The sequence below is a fragment of the Anaerocolumna xylanovorans DSM 12503 genome (assembly GCF_900143645.1).
Classification (GTDB): domain Bacteria; phylum Bacillota; class Clostridia; order Lachnospirales; family Lachnospiraceae; genus Anaerocolumna; species Anaerocolumna xylanovorans.
In genome coordinates this window covers 200282-222779 of the sequence record NZ_FRFD01000004.1, presented here as the reverse complement: position 1 = coordinate 222779, position 22498 = coordinate 200282, and the positions used below count along the sequence as shown (strand labels likewise).

The window sequence follows — 22498 nt, the reverse complement described above, 5'->3', positions numbered from 1 at the left end:
GATTTTTGCTAGGCGAATTGGTGAAAAAAGGAGTAACTTTAAAATACAGGCATTCCTATCTTGGAATTTTGTGGACTCTGATTGAACCGCTGCTGACTATGATAGTACTTACTATTGTATTCGGGAGCTTATTGCACAGAAGTAACGATCCCTCCTTCCCTATCTACATACTTTCAGGAAGGTTAATGTATTCGTTCTTTTCCAATAGTACTAAGGTGTCGATGAAGTCAATCAGATCCCATAGCAGTATGATTAAGAAGGTGTATGTTCCCAAATATATGTACCCTCTTTCAAGCATATTAAGCGATTATATTATTTTTCTGATTTCCCTGATAGTACTGGTAGGGGTAGGAATCGTGCTTAATGTCAGACCTACTTTATATTTGTTTGAAGCGATAATACCATTGATAATACTACCGGTAATGTGTTATGGCATTGGATTAGTTCTTGCAACCTTTTCCGTGTTTTTCAGGGATTTGGAATACATCTGGTCTGTTGCCCTGATGCTGATAATGTATACATCAGCTATCTTTTATCCGGTAGAGAGAATTATCGAAAATGGATATGGCTGGCTGCTTGAGATAAATCCTCTTTACAATGTAATCGTGAATTTCAGAAATGCTATTTTTGGACAGCCTCTGGATATGAGAGCATTGGAATTATCCTTGTTATACAGTGTCGGATTTATGATTTTGGGTCTGGTATTGTTTTATAAAAAGCAGGATGAATTCATATTGCATGTATAATATCTGGAAAGGAGTCTGTCATGAAAACAGCAGTCGAAGTTAGTAATGTAAGTATGCGGTTTAATCTGTCTTCACAGAAGGTAGATAATCTAAAAGAATATTTTATAAAATTTATAAAACGTGAATTAAAGTATACGGAATTCTGGGCCCTTAGAAATGTAAACCTGTCTATTGAAAAGGGAGACCGTTTGGGCATACTTGGCTTAAACGGAGCAGGAAAGAGTACCCTTCTTAAAATTATAGCCGGAGTATTAAAGCCAACGGAGGGCAGTATAGTAGTAAAAGGCAAGATTGCTCCTTTACTTGAACTTGGAGCAGGCTTTGAACCGGAATATACCGGGGCGGAAAATATATACCTCTATGGAGCAGTCTTAGGGTATCCTAAGGATTTTATAGCCGAAAAGTACAATGAGATTATAGAATTTTCCGAGCTTGGCAAATTCATCAACGTGCCGCTTAAGAACTATTCCTCCGGTATGAAATCAAGACTGGGCTTTGCTATAGCAACGATTGTTGAACCGGATGTATTGATACTGGATGAAGTTTTGGCAGTTGGAGATGCGAAGTTTAAGAAGAAATGTGAAGCTAAGATTCAGTCTATGTTTGATAAGGGCGTTACAGTGCTATTTGTATCCCATTCCCTGCCACAGGTTCAAAAGATCTGTAATAAGGCAATCCTTCTGGAAAAGGGAGAGATTATTGCGGTTGGTGAGATTGCTGATGTAAGTAGGATATATGAGGAAAAGACGAGTTAAAGAATATTTATAATAAAACAGGAAAAGGCCATTGGAGAATATCCAATGGCCTTTTCCTTTGAGACTTATGTTGGCTAGCATATTTAAGAATAATAGTTGCATACGATTTCTCACGTTTCATTTCTGGATAATTTGTAGTTAATAACTACGCCGATGCCGATAATGGTCCAGAAAACAGGAGCAACTGTAACGGAAGAATCATTGGTAATACCAGTAAACATATAAGAAACAACCCCAAGAAAATATGCCGCGCCGGTTTTTTCCCAATAGGAATCAAATTTACATTTGATGTACAATCGAATGCTTGAAATAAAGTACATAATGAAAAATGTAAGCATTGCAACCAGTGATAATAATCCCGTCTGTATTCCTACCTGTAAGTATAAGCTATGAGGTTTTGTAAGAATCTCACCTTCAAAGCCTGAATAATAGTAGTTAAGATAATCATTCTGCGGAAATTCAAAAACAAAGCTGTCTGCACCGCCACCTAAAATGATATTATTTTTAAGTAAAGGTATTGATCTTGACCAGATATAACCTCTTCCGGTCGCAAGTGTTTCATAACCTGTGAAAATTGAGGAGTCGGCATTTACCATCTTATCAAATTCACCTTTCGTATTTAGATAATAAAATGTGCCATCACCTGTTTGATTAGAGAATACCCAGTCCTTCCCATCAATAATTAAATTGATACATAAGATGTTATTGTACATAACCGGTGTTATCGTGATTTCCTTAAAACGTTTATCATCTATCAGCACCTTACCGGATGTGTCTTCTGTGTGAAAAGGAATGCTGCTATTCTTAGAATCTTTCAATTCTATATCAAATTTAGAGTTACTAAAAGTATAGTTTAGCAGCAGGGTATTACCCTTATATGTAAGTTCTAAATCATTATCGGTTTTAATATCAGTAATATTATGGCTGGCTTTTGTTAACGAAAGCTTATTGTTAACAAGTGATTTAACAGCATCAAACTTAAGAATAAATAAACATAATACAGCAGCAGAAAATATAAGTGTGATGCCAATAGCAATCTTTTTATGTTGGAACAGTTTTTTTCTGAATACTATAATTGCTGCAAATACAGCGATTATAGTACTGATTAATCCGGCAGCAGAACCGGAAGATAATAATGTAATAGTCATACAGATAATAGCAAAACCGAAAGCCACTTTGTATTTAATATTCTTCTCTGTAAGCAAAAGAGCTAGAAGAATAGGGATAACGAAAGCAGTATATACCCCTACATAATTAGGATTATATAATGTAAGGAAAGCAGTTTTAACCGGAAAGTTGAAGGTAACAGAATCAAGAGTACTCCAACCAGATCTTGGAATGTAGAGTTTCTTAATAAAATCTGTTCGGATTAAATCATAGCCGAATGCTTGTGAAAGCCCAAGTATGCTAAATAGTAATATGCTGACTAAAAAGCAATAATTTATCTTTTTCAAATCATTTTCAGTTCTGATATAGATAAATGTATAAGATAGTACAATTACATAGCCAATTAACACAAAGACCGACTCAAACTGCTCGAATAATCCACTAAATCCATAGGAAGAGTGTTTAGAGAATAGGGTTGACAAAAATGCCAGTATACCATAAATAAACATCGGGTAGAGGATAACAGAGGTTTGTAGCTTTCGATTGTTGGTGAAAAACTTGTATATTATAGCAAGCAGCATAAGTGCACAGGTTATTATAAAGAAAATATGCTTATAATACAAAAAAATATCTACAAAATTTTGAGCGTCGCTAAACCAGGGATATTGGCTAAGCTTAGGATTGTATTCATGAGTCCGCATTATAAATGGAAGAACAGCAATAATAAATATAATTGGGAGAAGCGGAATAGTTGAATTTGATTCAGCAGATTTGTTATGATATTTATTTTTTCCTTTGTTAGAATTATTTGACCTCATTATAAACTCCTTATTCATTATGTAATATGTTATCTATTCTAATACTTATGATAATTATTTACAAGATGATAAAGAGCATTTGCATCAAGAAGTTAACTTTTAAAGATAGTGCCAAAAAGGCTTGTAATTTCAATGATAATTCTTTATAATAAAGTAAATAATTAGATGAGAAAGGACTTCCTATGTATAAGAAAATCATTAAAAGATTTATGGATATTATAGGTTCTTTTGGATTGATAATAGGACTATCTTTGCTGCTCATCTTAATAGCATTTTTAGTGAAGATTACTTCCAAAGGCAGGGTATTTTATTGTCAAAGACGCATTGGGAGAGACAAAAAGGAATTCTGCATATTAAAGTTTCGAACTATGAAATCCACGGCTCCTGGTGATGTTCCCACACACTTATTGCAGAACCCGGAGCAATATATCACAAAAGTTGGAAAGTTCTTACGAAAAACCAGTCTTGATGAGCTGCCCCAGTTATTCAATATATTAAAAGGGGATATGTCACTGGTTGGACCCCGGCCTGCGCTATGGAATCAATATGATTTGATAGAGGAAAGGGGTAAATATGGGGCTAACACTGTCAGGCCAGGTCTTACCGGCTGGGCACAGGTGAATGGAAGGGATGAACTTCCAATACCCTTAAAAGCGAAATATGATGGCGAATACATAAAAAAGATGAGTTTTCTATTTGACATATCCTGTATTCTCAAAACATTTTATTGTGTACTTAAGCATAAAGGCGTCAAAGAAGGAGTTTGTGAGGTAAAAAAATTATATGAAGAGGGTACTGGTAATTGGGGCTAATAGTTATATAGGAAAGAAATTCCATGAATATGTGTATTCATTTAATGAAAAGTTAATTGACGTAGATTTGGTAAGTGCAGCAGACGGATCATGGGAAAAGGTGGATTTCACCTTATATGATTCGGTGCTGCATTTATCTGCGATTGTACATAGGAAAGAAAAAAAGGCCATGAAAGACCTCTATGAAAAAGTTAATCATAGATTACCGGTAGAAATTGCATGTAAAACAAAAGCCAGTCATGTAAAGCAGTTTATATTTATGAGTACAGCTGCAGTGTATGGTGATATAAATGGATGTATCACCAAAGAAACTGTTCCTAAGCCTGCATCACTTTATGGAAAAACAAAACTGGCTGCCGAAGAGGACTTGTTAAAATTAGAAAATGAAAATTTTAAAATTGCAATTATTCGGGCACCGATGGTATATGGTGAGGGATGTAAGGGGAATTATGAGCGGCTTAGAAAATTAGCAATGTGTACACCCATATTTCCTGATTATCATAATAAGAGGAGCTGGGTTCATATCGATAGATTAAACTATAATATATTAGAGATAATCTTTAATGAAGGAAGCGGATATTATTTTCCACAGGATGAAAATTATGCAGATACTTGTGAAGTAGTAATTGGTATTCGAGCAAAAAGAGAGAAGAAAACATATACTATCCGATATTTTAATAAAATGATTGGCTATTTGAAAAAAAGAATAAAACTAATAAATAAATTATTTGGAGATTTATACTATAATAAATTAGATTCTATATAAATATCTTGAGAGCTGAAAACGTATAACCTAAGCAACTCATAAATTCTTTTCGAGTTTAGACCTTTTTTGTTTGTCAAAAATAAATTGTGCCATGCTTATATACGATTTTTGACCATAATGTAAGAATATTTTGCGACGGATGTACCATGGCAGTTGCTCCTAACTAAAATTCTTAAAAATGGATGAATTTGGTATAGATATCTTTTGAAAATTAAGAGATGTTTATTTGAGAAATACCATGGCTATACAGAGACTTTATTTTACAGTCTTATTCTAAGTCTGTATTGATCAGGATGTTTGGATTCCACCAAAGGATGTTCTAAAGGTTGTCTTGTAGGTTGATGGAAAGAGGACTATAGAAACATTTTTAGAGCTTTTCGACAAAAAACTAATATGCTAAACAAGTGACGGAATATATATTCCAGTTTGGAGGAGTTCTACAATTTCTGGTACAGCTTTTTATATCAGGTATGTGTTTCCTCTCTTTGTCTGTTTGATACTATAACTAATCAGAATGGTATAATCGTCTTTATAGCAGAGAGGTATAATAGTAAACTATTAAAAAGTCGCGGTTTAAGAAAAGTAAATTGATTAAATTTATTCAAAGCTGATTTTCAACAGGAAAAGGACATATGAACTTTACTTTGTTAACTCTGTGAGCCTAAGATATACCAAAAGTACCTGAAGTCATTTGGCGCACATGCTCTCCTTCATAGCGATTTTTTGTTTCGTTAGTTGTAAAACTGGTTTAAATCTTCAATCTAGGCTTGGAACCTATCTGTCGATACAGGTGGTTCCGGGTTGGAAAAGATGGCTTTAAAGGTATTATGTAATAGTATCCCTTTTAATAATTCAATTAATATCTTTTTCGTATGCCCATATTTTGTTTATAAGCATTATGGCAGTTTTTTGCTTTGGGTATAATTTGTTATATAGTTATCGTGGAATCTCCAAAATTTAACGTTTACTTTCTTTTGAATTAATAGTATAATAATTATGAAAATATGCTAATATAGGATTATCTTATATTGGACTATGCAATTAAACGTATAAAAGATTTTTATAAATTATTAAACAGCTTGTATAATTTTGGCATGATGGTATAATATATTAAAGTAAATATTGATAAGAATAGGATAGATTAATTAAAAAGCTTGCTTTATTTAAATTAATAAATAGTCAGAGAACCTTCTAATAGAAGCGGGACATTCTATTGTTGAGGTTCTTTTTTACTAAATTAAATGATATGGTCATTTTAAAAGTTCATTGAATAACTTGAAAAATTTATTAATATTCCTTTGTGATTAAATAAGAGAGTTGATAAAATCATGGAAAAGCTAAAGGTATTACAAATTAATAAACTTTATTATCCAACAACAGGAGGAATTGAACGGGTAGTTCGACAAATTGCCGAAGGACTGAATGAAATAACAGATATGCAGGTACTCGTTTGCAAGGAAAAGGGAAGAACAAGCATTGAAAAAGTAAATGGTGTAGTGGTGCATCGTGCAGGAAGCCTGGGTGTACTTTTTTCGGTACCCATTTCTTTTTCTTTTTTTTGGTATTTTCGAAGTTTAGCTAAAAAACAGGATATAATACAATTTCATATGCCTTTTCCTTTGGGAGATATAGCTTGTCTTCTATCTGGTTATAAGGGTAAAGTTGTGGTATGGTGGCATAGCGATATTGTGAGACAAGAAAAGCTTATGGTAATTTATCGGCCTTTGATGGAAAGATTTCTAAAGCGTGCAGATATAATCATTGTAGCAACAAGAGGACATATAGAAGGTTCAGATTACTTATTACCTTATAAAAACAAATGTAAAGTTATACCTTTTGGGGTGGATAATGCAATTCTTGATAAAGCAGATCAATGGATAAAATCCAGGGAGCTTAATAAAATTAATAATAAAGTTCGCTTTTTATTTGTAGGAAGACTTGTATATTATAAAGGATGTAAAATCCTTCTAAAGGCTTTTAAAGAAGTCGAAGGAGCAGAACTTGTAATTATTGGAAACGGAAATATGGAAGATGAATTAAAAAAAATGGTTTACAGTTTTAATTTAGAAGAATCTGTTTCGTTTCTAGGAAATATTTCAGATGATGAATTATCAAAAGAATTTGCCAAGTGTGATGTATTTGTACTTCCATCAATAGAAAAAACTGAAGCTTTTGGATTAGTACAGATAGAAGCTATGTCATATGGCAAGCCTGTAATTAATACGAAGTTACCAAGTGGTGTTCCTTATGTAAGTCTTGATGGAATTACAGGACTAACTGTCAGGCCAAATAATGAGGAAGAACTAACGAAAGCGATGCAATGGATGATAGACAATAATGAAGAACGTTGTTTAATGGGGGAAAGAGCAAGAAAAAGAGTAATAGATGAATATCAGAATGAAAAAATGATAGGGAGATTATATAGTTTATATAAAAATATCAATTAAGATTTAAGAAGGGTATAATATGAAAATTTCATTTTACTCACAAGAATTAATAAAAAAGCAAAAAACTGGTGTTGGATGGACAATTTATCACATTTTAGATAATCTTTCAAAAATTAAAAACTGTGATTTCAAATTGGATTACTTTACTAACGGGTATAAAAAAGAGCAGTTAAATGAAATTATGCGGTTTGAAGAAAAGGGCTTTTTGTTAAATTCATGTAATAGATTTAATGATATAATTTATCGATATTTATGGAATATTATACCTATACCTTATTCATTTTTTTTTGGAGAAGATAGTGAAATCACACAATTCTTTAACTATTATATTCCGCCTGGAGTAAAGGGTAAAAAAGTAACTGTAATATATGATATGACATTCAAAGTATTTCCTGAAACGGTACGAAAAAGAACTTTATTTTTTTTGGCTTTAAATATAAAAAAAGCTTGTAATAGAGCTGATAAAATAATTACCATATCTGAATTTAGTAAGAACGAAATAATTAAATATTTAAAAGTTGAGCCTGATAAGATATCTATAATGCCTTGTGGTGTTGACCAGAATAAATTCCATAACAATTATACTATTAAGGAAATTAATGAAGCGAAAAAAAAATATGGAATTGAAGATGAATATTTTTTGTACTTAGGAACACTTGAACCACGAAAGAATGTTGAGAGGCTAGTAAAAGCATATAGTCTTTTAAAAAAAGAAAAATTTAAAATTCCTAAATTGGTATTGGCAGGTAAAAAAGGATGGCTTTATAATGAGATATTTAATATTATAGAAACAGAAGGGATAAACGCAGATATTATTTTTACTGATTACGTTGATGAGAATAATGTTCCGTTATTGATGGGGGGGGCGAAAGCTTTTGTATTTCCGTCGATTTATGAGGGATTTGGATTACCACCACTAGAAGCGATGGCCTGTGGTACACCTGTTATTACTTCAAATGTGGCTTCATTACCAGAAGTGGTTGAGGGTGCTGCTCTAATGGTAAATCCATTTAGTGTTGATGAAATTAAAGAAGCGATGCTACATATTATGGAAAGTGATGAACTTGCTAATCAATTAATAGAAAAGGGATTTAATCGTGTGAAAAAATTTACATGGGAAAATTCAACTAGAGTATTGCTTCAAATTTATCAAAATTTGCTTAATGAGGTGAAGAGTAATGAAAATAGCATTTGACATACAACTTTTTCTAAAAGGTGAAAAAACGGGCATAGCTTGGTGTGCAGATAATATCATTACTCAGTTAATAAAGGAACAAAAACATAAATATCAGCTGAATTGTTTTACATTAAAGGTTGAGGAAAACACTTTGAATGGTCTGAAAAAATATGAAACCAAAGGAGTTGTCATGAAAAAATGCAAATGGTTTCATGATGTTGTTTATAAACTTCTATGTGTTTTTATACCTGTACCTTATTCCTGGTTTTTTGGAAAAAAAGCTGATGTCACACAATTTTTTAATTTTATTATTCCACCAGGAGTTAGAGGGAAAAAGGTCACAATTATTCATGATATGGCTTATAAAGCGCTTCCAGAGACTGTTCGTTTGAAAACAAGAGTATGGTTAAATTTAATGGTTAGAAAATCATGTAGAAGAGCTGATAAAATAATTACAGTATCTGAATTCAGTAAAAGTGAGATTATAAAGTACATTAAAGTTCCTGAAGAAAAAATAGTAGTCATGCCAAATGGTGTAAATGATTCAATTTACCATATAAATTACTCTGGAAAAGAAATAGAAACAGCAAAACAAAAATATGAAATCAACGGAAATTACATTTTATATCTTGGTACATTAGAACCAAGAAAAAATATAATTCGGCTGATTAGTGCATATTCAAAATTAATAACAATAAATCCTAATGCACCAAATCTTGTGTTAGCAGGGAGAAAGGGGTGGATGTATGAAGAAATATTTCGGAAGGTGCAACAAGAAAATATAGAAGATAGAGTAAAGTTTATAGGGTATGTTGCACCTGATGATAGCCCTAAGTTATTAAATGGAGCAGATATATTTCTATTTCCTTCAATATACGAGGGATTTGGCATGCCGATATTGGAAGCAATGGCATGTGGCACACCAGTTATATCATCAAACTTATCATCATTACCTGAGGTTGCAGGCGATGCAGCAATACTGGTTAACCCGTATTGCAGTGATGAAATTTGCAACGCAATGCACAACCTGTTAGCAGATAATATTTTTAGACAAAAATTAATATTAGCAGGGAATGAGAGGGTAAAGCAATTCACATGGGAGAATTCAATTCGAATACTGTATAGTGTATATGAGAAATTGATGGAAGCATAGTATTAGATAATAAGGATAATAGAATTCTTATGAAAATGTAATTAGTAACTATATAAAGTCTTGAAAAATTGATGAGGTAAAAAGATGAAAGAACAATTTTATGCTAAAATGTTTAAAATAAGAAAATTCGAAGAAACATTATTAGAACTATTTTCACAAAATAAGCTTACAGGAACTACACATACATATTTAGGACAAGAGGCAACTGCTGTTGCACTTATGAATAATATACGTGAAGAAGATTATATATTTAGTAATCACAGATGTCATGGTCACTTTATTGCTTACTCAGACAATGCAGAAATTTTATTAGCTGAAATAATGGGTAAGAAAGAAGGTGTCTGCCTAGGAAGAGGAGGAAGTCAGCATTTATGTTATAAACATTTTTTTTCAAATGGGGTACAAGGTGGTATCGTACCAAATGCTACAGGTATAGCTTTTAGTACAAAGATTAGAAATGAGGAAGGTATTACAGCTGTATTTATTGGAGATGGAACTTTAGGACAAGGTGTAGTCTATGAAAGCTTTAATATGGCAGTTTTATATAGCATTCCTATTTTGTATATTATCGAAGATAATGCTTATGCAATGACAACAAAAACAGAAGAAGGAGTAGCTGGTTCAATAGTTGCTCGAGCAGAAGCTTTTGGTATTAAGACAAATGAAGTAGAGTCTAATGACGTTGAGGAGTTAAATAAAATCTTTGAGAACGCTTGTGAGTATGTTAGAAATGAGAAAAAACCATTTTGCCAAGTTATTCATACTTATCGTTTAGGACCTCATAGCAAAGGAGATGACTTTAGAAGCAAGAGAGAACTAGAAATTCACCAGCAAAAAGATCCGATTCTCATCTTGAAACAAAGAATTAGTGAGGAAATAGTTAATAGTATTGAAAAACAAGTATGTAAGGAAATTGAAGAGGCAGTGAGACGTTGTGATAATTTCGAAACTTACAATGGTGGAATGAGCTATATTGAAAAAGATATAAACACTTTTTGCCAAGAAAGCATCTTAAATAATAAATCAGAAAAGTGTGTAGTACAATTAAACATTGGGTTAGATAAAGCAATGAGAGAAGATGATAATATAATAATATTGGGTGAGGATATAAAAGATCCATATGGAGGTGCATTTAAAGTTACAAAAGGCCTTAGCGAAAAATATTCCAATCGTATAATAGGAACACCCATTAGTGAGGCTGGTTTTATTGGAATGGGTGTTGGCCTAGCAATGAATAAAATGAAACCTATTATTGAAATTATGTTTGGTGATTTTATTTCTCTTGGATTTGATCAAATATTGAATCATGCTACAAAATATAATTGGATGTATGCTAATCAAATTAATGTACCTTTATTAATTCGAGTACCAATGGGTGGAGGAAGAAGTTATGGAGCAACCCATAGCCAGTCATTGGAAAAATATTATATAGGTATACCTAATCTTACGACAATTGCTTTATCGCCTTTACATAATGTAACATTGTTAATCCAACGTATTTTTCAAAACATTACTTCACCAATATTATTGGTTGAAAATAAAAAAATGTACAGTGAAAAGCAGTATGTAGTACAAAATGATAAGGTAGGTAATTTCTACGTTGAAGAAAGCAAAAAATTATATCCAGTAATATCTTTGACATTAGATAATGAAGCTATTGCTGATGCAGTTATAATAACATATGGTGCAATGACCTCATTAGCGTTGGGTGTAGCAGAAAAGCTTATGGTTGAGGAAGAAATGGTAGTAAATGTATTGGTGAATACTTCAATAGCTCCACTGGAAGTTGAAGATTTAATAAAGTTTACAGGAGATACTAAGCATATTGTTACCTTAGAAGAGGGTACAAAACGCCTTGGATGGGGAGCAGAAGTAGTTTCTGTATTAAGTGAAAAATTAAAAAATAGAACTTTTATTAGAGTAGCTTCAGAAGATTCGGTAATACCGGCAAATGGCCTGATGGAGAAAGAGGTATTACCGACAGTAGAAAAATTATACGAACAGATAAGGAGTGTATATTATGAGTAAATTTGAAATATTAATGCCTCGTCTAGGAACAAATGATAATTTTGTAACAATAGGGCTGTGGAATGTAAAAAATGGTGATATGGTAAAAGCAGGCCAAATAATAGCAATTATTGAAACAACAAAAGAAACGCAGGATTTAGAGGCGGAAAAAGATGGATATATTTATTTGAAATATGTCGAAGGCGATGATGTTGAAGTAGGAAAAGTAATTGCTTATATATCAGCGGAAAAAGAAGAATTAAATGAGGAAAAAACTAGTAGTACTGTAGCACAGCTCAATATTACGAAAAAAGCACTAGAACTTGCTGAAAAAAATGGTATAGATTTAAGTAAACTAGATTCTTCAAAGATGATTAGGGAAAAAGACATTTTGGTATTATTAGGTGAGAAAAAAGTTAGCAAACGTAATATTGCAAATGACGTTATAATTGTATCAGGCGGCGGAGTAGCCAAAATGTGTATCGACATATTGAGAGAATCTAAAAATTACAATATTGCAGGGATTACAGATATAAAATTAAAAACAGGAAATGAAGTAATGGGTGTTCCTGTATTAGGAAATGATGATATCCTAGATGAATTGAAGGATAAAGGGTATATGCTTGCCGTAAATGCTATTGGAGGCATTGCTAATGATAATACCGGAAAATTATTTTTTCTGAGGGAAAATATGTACAACATCATAAAAAGTAAGGGATTTTTTATGCCTAATATCATTCATCCGAATGCATTTATTGAAAGTTCAGCAGAACTTGGAGAAGGCAACCTTTTACTAGCCGGAGCAATAGTCGGAAGTGATGTTAAAATAGGAAATGATTGTATAATAAATACGGGAGCAATAGTATCCCACGATTGCATTATAGAAGATCATGCTAAGATATCGCCAGGTGCAATTTTGGCTGGAAATGTTCAAATTGGAGAAAATTCTTTAATTGGTATGGGAGTGACGATTTATATTGGTGTGAAAATAGGAAAGAACGTTATAATTTCAAATGGTAAAAACATTTTTAGCGATGTACCTGATAATTCTATTATTATGTAAGGAGAAAAAACAATGCAGCAGGTAATAGTGATAGAAAAAAGCTTTGAGATGCCATGGGAAAATTTGGCATATGAAGAATGCTTAATGGAGTTTGCTGATAGGACCGGAGATGTTTATATCTTATTTTTATGGCAGAATAGAAATGCTGTAATAATTGGAAGAAATCAGAATCCGTGGAAAGAATTGAATTTTGAAACAATGCATAGTGAAAAAATTGATTTAGCTAGACGTATTACCGGTGGTGGTGCTGTATACCATGACTTGGGGAATCTTAATTTTACATTTATTTTACCAAAGCATGTGTACGAAGAAAAAAAAACACCGCAGATTATTGTTGATGCCATGGACTTGTTAGACATAAAAGCAGAAATATCAGGTAGAAATGATATATGCTGTAATGGCAAAAAGTTTTCAGGAAGTGCTTTTAGTGTTAAAGAAAAGGTAGGATTACATCACGGAACATTATTGATAGATGTTAATCTAGAAAGAATGATGAAGTGTTTAACACCTGATAAAGCAAAGCTAATATCAAAGGGTATTGACTCAGTTAATTCAAGAGTAATAAATTTGAAAACAGAAGATGATACCGTTACAATTGAAAGTGTAAAAAAGGCAATAAAGACAATATTTTTGGAAGAGTATTACAAAGAAAGTATAGAATTAAAAACAAATTGTGATATTGATGAAAAATTATTTTCTGATTTAATACAATTGTATTCCTCACATGACTGGATTTATGGAGAAAATCTTGAAAATTTTGAGGAAGTTAGCTCGAAATTTGAATGGGGCCTGGTTTCTGTTAAACTGCAGTTTGAAGAAACTAAAGTTGTTAAATGTGTAATTGAATCAGACGCTCTAGATGCTAATACTATAGAGCAGTTATCTTTAAAGATAGAAGGTATCAACTTGGATAAAGATGAGCTGCAAAATTTATTAGAGTGGAGTAAAGAAGATTTTATACCGGAGCAAAAAAAGATAGTTAATGATATTATTTATTTAATTATCAATAAGATAAGGGAGTAAGTCATGACCAAATATGATGTTATTATACTAGGAGCTGGACCAGGTGGATATAAGGCTGCAGAAAATTTAGCTAAGGCAGGGCAAAAGGTAGCACTAGTAGAAAAAGATTCAGTAGGTGGAACATGCCTTAACAAAGGATGTATACCATTAAAGTCTTTTCTTCATATAGCTAAAGCGTATGAAGATTATGACATGTGTAAGCGAAAAGGTATTTTTATAAGTGAATCAAATAACTTTAGCATTCAAGGGCTGTTAGATTATAAAAATAGAATAGTGACTGATTTAAAAAAAGGACTTGAAAGTAAGCTAACATATTTAAAGGTAGATATTATTCATGGAGTAGGCAAAATACTAGGTAAAAACTGTGACAATATGTTTGAAGTTTTAGTTGGTAATAACACATATATTTGTAGTGGAAAATTAATACTTGCAATGGGATCTAAGCCAATAAGTTTTTTTAAACATGAAAATGAAGGATATATAGTAGATAGTGAATATATGTTAAATATGGAGCAGTTACCTAAGAATATTGTTATTATTGGTGCTGGTATTGTTGGTCTGGAAATGGCAAGTTTTTTAAATACGTTTGAAACGGAAGTTACATTAATTGAACAAAGAGACACAATAGGTGTTTCTATGGATTGTGAGGTCGCAAGTGTACTTGGTAAAGTACTGCAGAGAAAAGGTGTTAAAATCTATATAAATACTAAGGTTGATACTATCACAAATAATGAGGTCAGCTGTAATAATGGAGAGCTAATATTTCATCCTGAATTAGTGCTGGAGACAATAGGCAGGAAACCGGTAATTGAAAGAGAAGAACTTGATAAAATAGGAGTTGCCTATAGTGATAGGGGAATATTAGTTAATCAGTATTGTGAAACATCAGTAGAAGGGGTATATGCCTGCGGGGATGTAATCGGAACATGGATGTTAGCCCATGCGGCTTATCTGGAGGCAGATGTTTTATCTGGACATATTTTAAATCAACTTAAAGAATTGAAATATGATAAAATGCCTACTATTTTATATACACATCCAGAAGTTTCATGGATAGGTGAAACCGAGGAGTCCTGTAATGCTAAAAACATAACCTATAAAAAAATAGTAATACCTATGTCGTATAGCGGACGCTATATGGTGGAAAATGGAAAAGATAATGCTGTTTTTAAGATACTATATGAAGCAAATAGCAATCGTTTGTTAGGAGCGCATATGATGGGAAATTACTCATCTGAGATTATATTGGCCCTGGAAACCATGATTTATAACAACATGACTATAGAAAAGATGAGGGATCTAATTTACCCCCATCCTACAATCGGAGAAATAATTAGTCAGGCGATTGAACTTACGGAGGATTAAAGAAATGGGAAGAATATCAATAGCATTTCCTGTCTTTAATGGAAATGAAAAAAAGTATTTAAATGAATGTATTGACAGCGGATGGATTTCGGCAAATGGGCGATTTGTAGAAGAGTTTGAGAATAAATTTGCTGAGCTTTGTGGTTGTAAATACGCTGTAGCTTGCTCCAATGGTACAGTTTCACTTCATCTTATTCTGGTCGCTTTAGGTATTGGTGAAGGCGATGAAGTAATAATGCCTGATTTAACGTATATAGCTACTGCAAATGCTGTTCGTTATTGTGGGGCAGTTCCTATCTTTGTAGATAGTGACAAAAATTCATTTAATATAGATGTGACAAAAGTTGAAGAAAAAATTACAAAACATACCAAAGCTATTATGCCTGTACATCTGTACGGTTTACCAGCGCAAATGGATGAAATTGTAAGAATTGCTGACAAATATAATTTATTAATTATTGAGGATGCAGCAGAAGCACATGCTGCTAAATATAAAAATCAGACAGTCGGAAGTTTTGGTAATGCCGCATCTTTTAGTTTTTTTGGAAACAAAGTTATAACATGTGGTGAAGGTGGAATGGTTACGACAAATGATTCGAATTTATATAAAAGACTAAAGTTATTAAGAGGACAAGCTGTATCGCCTGATAAGAAATATTGGCATATTGATGTAGGATACAATTATAGGATGACTAATATGCAGGCTGCTGTGGGGCTGGCGCAACTTGAAAATATAGAATGGCATTTAAAGGAAAGAAAAAGAGTGGCTTCTCTTTATACTAAATATCTTGGCAATAAAAAAGATTATGTATTAATGCAAATGGTACCAGAAGACTGTGAGTCCGTATATTGGATGAGCAATGTAATACTTCAAGATAAAGTTAAATTAGAACGTGATGAAGTGATGAGCAGGATGGAAGCACATGATATTGAGATGCGGCCGGTATTTTATCCTATGCACATCATGCCTCCTTATTATGACGAAAGCGTAGTAGCTCCAAATGCCGAATACATAGCGAAACGAGGAATAAGTTTACCTTCACACGCCTCATTAAAAGAAGAAGATGTAGAATATATATGCAATTGTCTTTTAGAGATAATATGCGAGGAGAAATAATGCATGAAGCAATACTTAATAAAAGTATATGAAACGAGATATTTTTGGTCACATTTGGCAAAGTGTGATTTGAAATCTAGATTCCGGAGGTCGAAGCTTGGATTACTATGGGCCGTTTTGCAGCCTTTTTTTCTCACTATTATTATGGCATTCGTATTTAGTACAGTATTCAATCAGCCATTAGGTGAGTATATGCTTTACATTCTATCTGGTATGGTAGTGTGGGATATAGTGATGGCAAGTACAGTGGCTGGAGGAAGTTGCCTTTTATGCAGTGAACAATATATTCGGCAATTTAATCATCCGATTACCATTTATTCTTTAAGGTATACAGTTTTAAATACGATTACATTTATGATAGAAATTATTGCCTTAATAATTTGGGTTTTAGTTTATGCACCAATAAATTTAGTATTTGCTTTAATGACCTTGCCTTTAACGGTTATACTGCTATTCTTTTTAGCTTGGGCCTTGACAACATTAGCAGGATATCTTAATACCAAGTATAGGGATTATCCTCAAATAATGGCGCTACTTATGCAGGCCATTTGGTATCTTTCTCCTGTGTTCTTTAAAGAAGAGATGTTTATGTCGCGTCCTTTTTTAAAAAAGATGTTCCAACTAAATCCATTGACACATATTTTGGATTTAATAAGAAAACCTTTTATATATGGGGAAATGCCAAGTATAACTAATTATCTTTTTACCATTGGGACTATTGCTGTTTTGGGTTTATTAGCTTACAGAATCAATAAAAGGAATGAGAAGAAAATAATATTTTACTTATAATGAGGGGAATAATGGAAGAATGTTATATTAAAATGAAAGATGCGAATTTATATTATCCTTCTGATTTGTATAATGCAATGACTTTAAAGCAGGAAGTATTTTCGCGATTAAAACTACAAAAAACCAAAGAACGTTTAGATGATGTTCATGCTTTAAAAGACTTTAATCTGGAAATACACGAAGGAGAACGTCTGGGGGTCATAGGATTCAATGGTGCAGGAAAAAGTACTCTTTTAAAGGCTTTAGCCGGACTTTATCCTATAAGAACTGGTATTATAGAATCAAAAGGTAAAATACGTTCTATGTTTGAATTAACCCTTGGATTTGATATGGAATCTACGGGAAGAGAAAATATTATAAATAGAGGACTTATGCTGGGAGGAACCCCCAAAGAGGTTGCTGCTAAAGAGGAGGAGATAATTGATTTTGCTGAATTAGGTCAATTTATTGATTATCCGATTCGTTCTTACTCTTCAGGAATGTTAGTACGTTTGGCTTTTGCTATCTCAACTTCAGTTACTGGGGACATTTTATTAGTTGATGAAGTACTCAGTGCAGGAGACATTAATTTTCAGGCAAAAGCAAAAAAGAGAATGCTTAGTGTTATGGATCAGGCTAAGATTCTAGTCCTGGTTTTACATGATATGAGTACAATTAAAGAAGTTTGTAACCGTACAATACTATTGGATAAGGGAAGAATTGTAGCTGATGGTAAGCCTGATGAGGTGGTAAAAGAATATTTAAGCCGATTGAGTAATTAGCCTAAAGAATTAGACCAAGAAAGGGAATAGCATGAGGATTTTTTTTGCATTTAATAATAGATGGCTTGTAGAAAACGAAGTACCGGCGTTGATAAAGCAAGGGCATTCTGTTTTTATACCTAAAAAGCCAATTATTAGCGCGAATTCTATTGTTACTTATAATTATGATAAGAGACTCGCTTTGCCGGAAAATGTTTTAGAAGAGCTCAATAATATCGATTTCTTTTCTGGAATATTAGAAAGGAAGATTATAGAGTTAATTGATGAATATTTTGATGTTTTTCTTTTGGATTGTAATGAATATTTGATGCAATGTTTAATTTTATTTTATACAAAAAAGATTATTTTACGCCCATTAAGGTATTCATCGAAAATGAACATCACTAAATGGGTGAAAGATAATCTTGGATTTTGGGCATTAAAAAATATTGAAAAATTGAAAGATAGATTTTATGTTTCTTTATTATCCGGAAAGATTTTAGATTGTAACGATATAATAAGCTCGGAATGTATGTTGGAATTACCATTTATTTTACCCAAAATAAATGATTCAATAAAAGTTGAAAGTAAAAATAAAGATATTATTTTTATTTGTCCAGAGATAAAATCTGATTATTTAGCTGGTGAAAATTATAAAAAATTTGAAAAAGAATTTAAGGATTTTTCGTATGATATAATAGGAAAACAGTTAATACCAATTAATAATAATAAAAAGGTTATATCTGTAGAAAATTATGAGGACTATTTAAAAGACTATAAGGTGCTTTTTTATATGTCAGGCGATGAGAAAGAAATACCTTTTTATTTATTTGAAGCTTTTCAGATTGGTATACCAGTCGTGTTTATGAGCGGAGGTTATCTTGATATATTTAATACAGAGAAGTTTTTAGGTAGATGTAATACTATAGAAAAAGCAAGAAGATTGTGCAAGAAAATTATCAATCGGGATAAAAAAATTATAAAAATAATATGTAGAGAACAAGATGAGTTAGTTGAGAGTATATATAAAAAGAATATTTATAGTTGGAGTACAGTCCTGTCAGTTATCAAAAAACCGTTAAAGACAAATGTTAATAACAGCAAAGTTAAAAAATTAGCTGTAATAATGCCAGGTGAATATACTGGAGGGGTATTAGATTATACTATTCGTTTAATACTTGCAATAAAAAGAGGGGCTGAAATCTCAGGTAATAATTTGGAGATAGTATTTGGGCATGTGAAGCATGTAAATTATGAAAAAAAAGAATATTTTAAGGAATTAAGAGATAAGTTCATACCCATACGTTCTTACAAATGGGAAGAGTTTGGAAAAGAAAGAATAGAAGAAGCTTTGTCAATACAAGGGTATAATTTTGAAGGCTTAAATGAGAAGTATGTGAATATGAATGATGGTATTACTTATTTTGAGGATTGTGACTGCCTTCTTTTTACTGCTGATCGAATACATGGGGAATTATACAGTACTGTTCCTTATGCGTTGATTTTACATGATTATATCCAGCGTTACGTACCTCGTATAATGAATGGTATAGTAGATAAAAGTTTCTTAGATGTTGCAAGAATGTCTATATCTAATTTTACAACAACAAATGTAGTAAAAACAGAAAGTATACAGTATGCAGGAATTGAGAAATGTCGAACGAACCTTATACCTCTTTTTTTTGGATCAATAGGTGATGTTGAAAAAGATAAAGAATGGTTAAGTGATATTGGTGAGTATTTTATCTGGTCAACAAATCCAAGCGTTCATAAAAATCATATATTTGCTTTAAATGCATTGATAAAATATTATGAAAGCGGAGGTAAGTTGAAATGTATAATAACAGGTGCAGATACAGAAATGTTTAAGTCAAGTAAAGCTGCAGCTGGAAGTTCCTATGTTAATGAAATACGTGATGTTATAAAAACCAATAAATCTTTAAAAGAAAATATGGAAATATTGGGAAATATGCCCAAAAGTACATATCTTAAAACGTTAAAAAATGCAAAGTTCTTTTTACACCCTGGTTGCGCTGATAATGGAAACGGAACTGCATTTGATGCGGCTATGTTAGGAGTACCTACTTTATCTTGTGATTATCCAGCTATGAGAAATATGGATGAGAAAACAAAAATGAATATGCAGTTTTTTGAAAATAACGATGTAGATGGTTTAGCAGACTTAATTAAAAAACAGGAAGAAAGCAAAAGAAAGTGGGACATACCATCAAGGGAAGAACTGGAAAAGCATATTATAACAAATGATCAGCTATGTACAGATATATATCAAGTAATGCGTAGTTACCTACCTATTTGATGATAATTCAGAATAATATGAAAAATATAAAAAGAAAGGAAGAAAAATGAAAATTGGTATATATATAGCATATCATCCGATGAAAAATTTTTCTCTAAAACAAGAGGGGCTAGGAAGGTATTTATCATACATAGTTAAATCTTTTGTAAATAATAAGCATCAGGTGGTTATTGCTTGTCCCAAATGGGTTGTAAATGCTATAGAAGAGTTATTCGAGGAAGAAAATATTGATCAAAGTAGAGTAGAGCTATTGGTCTCAGAAGCAGAGCCAATTATGATAAAACGATACTTAAAATATTTAGAGAGAAAAGGAAAAAAAAGAAAAGTAAAGAAATCTATTTTTAAGATAGTCGCTATAAAAAAAGTTGATAAAATATTTGATTTTATATTATTAATGAAAAATGATTTCGTTCTTATGTGTTTAATATTTCTAACTATTTTAATTGGAGTTATCTTTTTACCATTCTTGCTTCTTTTAAGTATATTTACTTTATTAATAAAGGCAATAAACAAGCTGTTTCATTTTGAAGTAAAAGCGATAGGGATAAAAAAGGTATTTTCTTATATAAAAAATAGAAACTTTATCTTTCGTTCATTATATAGCCATTTAGAGCAAAGATATTTGACAGAGAATAAAATATTATATAAAATAAGAGAAGATGTGGCAAATGATATTATCAGAAAGATTAAAAATATGAAGGAGCCAGCAGATATTTGGTATAGTCCTATGGCTTTTTGGCCGGAATTTAATAAGATACAAGGTAATAGAGTTGTTTGTGCACCAGATTTAGTAACTGCTGAATATGCAACAAATTTTTCTTATCTTAAAGGGGTAAAAAATGGAACAGACGAGGTAAGAAAAACAATACAGGGAGGACAATTTTTTATTACATATTGTGAATATCTAAAAAATACATTAGTAGTTAATCAATTTGGAAAGAATGAAGACAATGTAATAGCAATACCACATGCAATTAATGATATGAGAGAATCGTTAGAGATATCTGGTGGTAATAAAATTTTAATTGATGCTAAAAACATACAAAATCAGTTTTCCAGAATGATATTACAAACTATAGCAAATAATATCATAAACGAAAAGGACTATATATCTTCAGGAAGAAAGATGTTCGCTTTTCAGGATGTCGAGTATATTTTTTATGCATCACAAATACGCGGAAATAAAAATATTTTTAATCTCATCAAAGCTTATGAATATTTATTACGTAAAAAATTTATAACTATAAAATTATTCTTGACCTGCAATATAAATATTTTTCCGGAAATTAAAGAATACATATATGAAAATCGCCTACAATATGATATATTATGTTTTCATAGCGTTACAAGTCAACAGCTTGGAGCATTGTACAGTTGTGCCAAATTAGTGGTAAACCCAACTTTGTATGAAGGAGGATTTCCATTTACATTTGGAGAAGGCATGTCAGTAGGCACACCATCCGTTATGAGTAAAATACCACAAGTTATGGAAGTAGTAGAAGGGTATGAACTAGAAAAATACTTTTTTGATCCTTATAATTATCTGGATATGGCGGCTAAGATAGAATATGGTTTATTTCATTTGGATGAGTTATATGAAAATGAAAAGATTTTATTTGATGATTTAAATAAACGTACTTGGACAGATGTAGGAGAAGAATATGTAAAAGCATTTGAATATTTTATTGAACGCAGTAAGGCGGGAGCATAAAATGAAGAAAACAGTATTAATAAAAATGATTGCTTGGGGCTATATAGTTCTTATTATAGCATTTGGATTATATAGTCGAAATGTTTTGTCCGAAGAAAACAATCAAAACGATGTAGAAATAGTATTGGAAAAATCAGAGTATAAAGGTGGTAGAACACATAATATACAGTTAAAGGTTATATTTAATAATTTGAAATACTATAGTGAAAATGTTTTGTTATCCTACCATATATATGATGATTCAAATAATGTTATAAAATTCGAAAATGAGCGTATACCAATTAATATAAGTGATAATACCGCTCTTGTAAATTATAAGTTGATTGTAGACAGGAGTATTAAAAAAGGTATTATAAAATTCGACCTTGTTGATGAAAAAAATTCATATTGGTTTTCAGCAAATGATCAAATTAAGATGAGTTCCTCACAAATAGATTTCAAATATAACATATTAAAAAGTATATTAGCTGTATTAAAGAATGAAGTATCAGATAGCCCTTATATATTTTCAGTTAATGTAATAGTAGGCTGTTTAGCAATAGGAGCAGCAATTTACATCAATAAAAAAGAAATTTTATAGTACAG

The 22498-nt window shown here is 31.8% G+C and carries 18 protein-coding genes; 17 read left to right on the top strand and 1 reads right to left on the bottom strand.

Annotated features, from left to right (window positions below; genetic code table 11):
• The first annotated feature begins 20 nt into the window (after positions 1-20).
• Together BUF11_RS07155 and BUF11_RS07150 are read left to right on the top strand one after the other, a co-directional pair.
• Entirely contained in the window at positions 21-746 is a 726-nt protein-coding gene (locus BUF11_RS07155; protein ID WP_330393861.1) for an ABC transporter permease, read from the top strand.
• Positions 747-766: 20 nt separating this feature from the next.
• Positions 767-1501 (top strand): ABC transporter ATP-binding protein, encoded by a 735-nt coding sequence (locus BUF11_RS07150; RefSeq protein WP_073588153.1) that lies wholly within the window; start codon positions 767-769, stop codon positions 1499-1501.
• A 110-nt stretch (positions 1502-1611) separates the two neighbouring features.
• Here BUF11_RS07150 and BUF11_RS07145 read toward each other — a convergent pair whose 3' ends face one another.
• Complete coding sequence (locus tag BUF11_RS07145) at positions 1612-3018, bottom strand: O-antigen ligase family protein (RefSeq protein ID WP_175562007.1); 1407 nt, start codon at positions 3016-3018, stop codon at positions 1612-1614.
• Positions 3019-3608: 590 nt separating this feature from the next.
• On the opposite strand from BUF11_RS07145, the gene BUF11_RS07140 reads away from it, so the two are divergent.
• The 15 genes from BUF11_RS07140 (at position 3609) to BUF11_RS07065 (ending at position 22493) form a co-directional block, all read left to right on the top strand.
• On the top strand, positions 3609-4238 hold the full coding sequence (locus tag BUF11_RS07140; protein ID WP_073588151.1) for a sugar transferase: 630 nt from the start codon (positions 3609-3611) through the stop codon (positions 4236-4238).
• Positions 4210-5004, top strand: coding sequence for an NAD-dependent epimerase/dehydratase family protein (locus BUF11_RS07135; RefSeq protein WP_073588150.1), 795 nt, complete (start codon positions 4210-4212; stop codon positions 5002-5004). The genes BUF11_RS07140 and BUF11_RS07135 overlap by 29 nt, the downstream gene beginning before the upstream one ends.
• A 1328-nt stretch (positions 5005-6332) precedes the next feature.
• On the top strand, positions 6333-7451 hold the full coding sequence (locus BUF11_RS07130) for a glycosyltransferase (protein ID WP_073588149.1): 1119 nt from the start codon (positions 6333-6335) through the stop codon (positions 7449-7451).
• 19 nt (positions 7452-7470) lie between these two features.
• Positions 7471-8646, top strand: coding sequence for a glycosyltransferase family 4 protein (locus BUF11_RS07125; protein WP_073588148.1), 1176 nt, complete (start codon positions 7471-7473; stop codon positions 8644-8646).
• Positions 8630-9781: a glycosyltransferase family 4 protein gene (locus BUF11_RS07120; RefSeq protein ID WP_073588147.1), complete on the top strand. Its 1152-nt coding sequence runs from the start codon at positions 8630-8632 to the stop codon at positions 9779-9781. Before BUF11_RS07125 ends, BUF11_RS07120 begins: the two co-directional genes overlap by 17 nt.
• A gap of 84 nt (positions 9782-9865) precedes the next feature.
• Positions 9866-11809, top strand: coding sequence for a dehydrogenase E1 component subunit alpha/beta (locus tag BUF11_RS07115; RefSeq protein WP_073588146.1), 1944 nt, complete (start codon positions 9866-9868; stop codon positions 11807-11809).
• Positions 11802-12851 carry a NeuD/PglB/VioB family sugar acetyltransferase gene (locus BUF11_RS23760; RefSeq protein ID WP_084558535.1) on the top strand — a complete coding sequence of 350 codons (1050 nt, stop codon included), beginning with the start codon at positions 11802-11804 and terminating at the stop codon, positions 12849-12851. Before BUF11_RS07115 ends, BUF11_RS23760 begins: the two co-directional genes overlap by 8 nt.
• A 12-nt stretch (positions 12852-12863) precedes the next feature.
• A complete protein-coding gene (locus BUF11_RS07100) occupies positions 12864-13874 on the top strand; it encodes a lipoate--protein ligase (protein WP_073588145.1) in 1011 nt (336 codons plus the stop codon).
• 3 nt (positions 13875-13877) lie between these two features.
• The gene (locus BUF11_RS07095; protein ID WP_073588144.1) at positions 13878-15239 is read left to right on the top strand and encodes a dihydrolipoyl dehydrogenase family protein; all 1362 of its coding nucleotides are present in this window, start codon (positions 13878-13880) and stop codon (positions 15237-15239) included.
• Positions 15240-15243: 4 nt separating this feature from the next.
• Positions 15244-16356, top strand: coding sequence for a DegT/DnrJ/EryC1/StrS family aminotransferase (locus BUF11_RS07090; protein WP_073588143.1), 1113 nt, complete (start codon positions 15244-15246; stop codon positions 16354-16356).
• Between the two features lie 3 nt (positions 16357-16359).
• Positions 16360-17145, top strand: a complete 786-nt coding sequence (locus BUF11_RS07085) for an ABC transporter permease (RefSeq protein WP_073588142.1) — start codon at positions 16360-16362, stop codon at positions 17143-17145.
• An 11-nt stretch (positions 17146-17156) separates the two neighbouring features.
• Positions 17157-17906: an ABC transporter ATP-binding protein gene (locus tag BUF11_RS07080; protein ID WP_073588141.1), complete on the top strand. Its 750-nt coding sequence runs from the start codon at positions 17157-17159 to the stop codon at positions 17904-17906.
• Between the two features lie 31 nt (positions 17907-17937).
• The gene (locus tag BUF11_RS07075; protein WP_073588140.1) at positions 17938-20202 is read left to right on the top strand and encodes a glycosyltransferase family protein; all 2265 of its coding nucleotides are present in this window, start codon (positions 17938-17940) and stop codon (positions 20200-20202) included.
• 46 nt (positions 20203-20248) lie between these two features.
• Positions 20249-21913 carry a glycosyltransferase gene (locus tag BUF11_RS07070; RefSeq protein ID WP_073588139.1) on the top strand — a complete coding sequence of 555 codons (1665 nt, stop codon included), beginning with the start codon at positions 20249-20251 and terminating at the stop codon, positions 21911-21913.
• Between the two features lies 1 nt (position 21914).
• A complete protein-coding gene (locus tag BUF11_RS07065) occupies positions 21915-22493 on the top strand; it encodes a hypothetical protein (protein WP_073588138.1) in 579 nt (192 codons plus the stop codon).
• Positions 22494-22498: the final 5 nt, after the last annotated feature.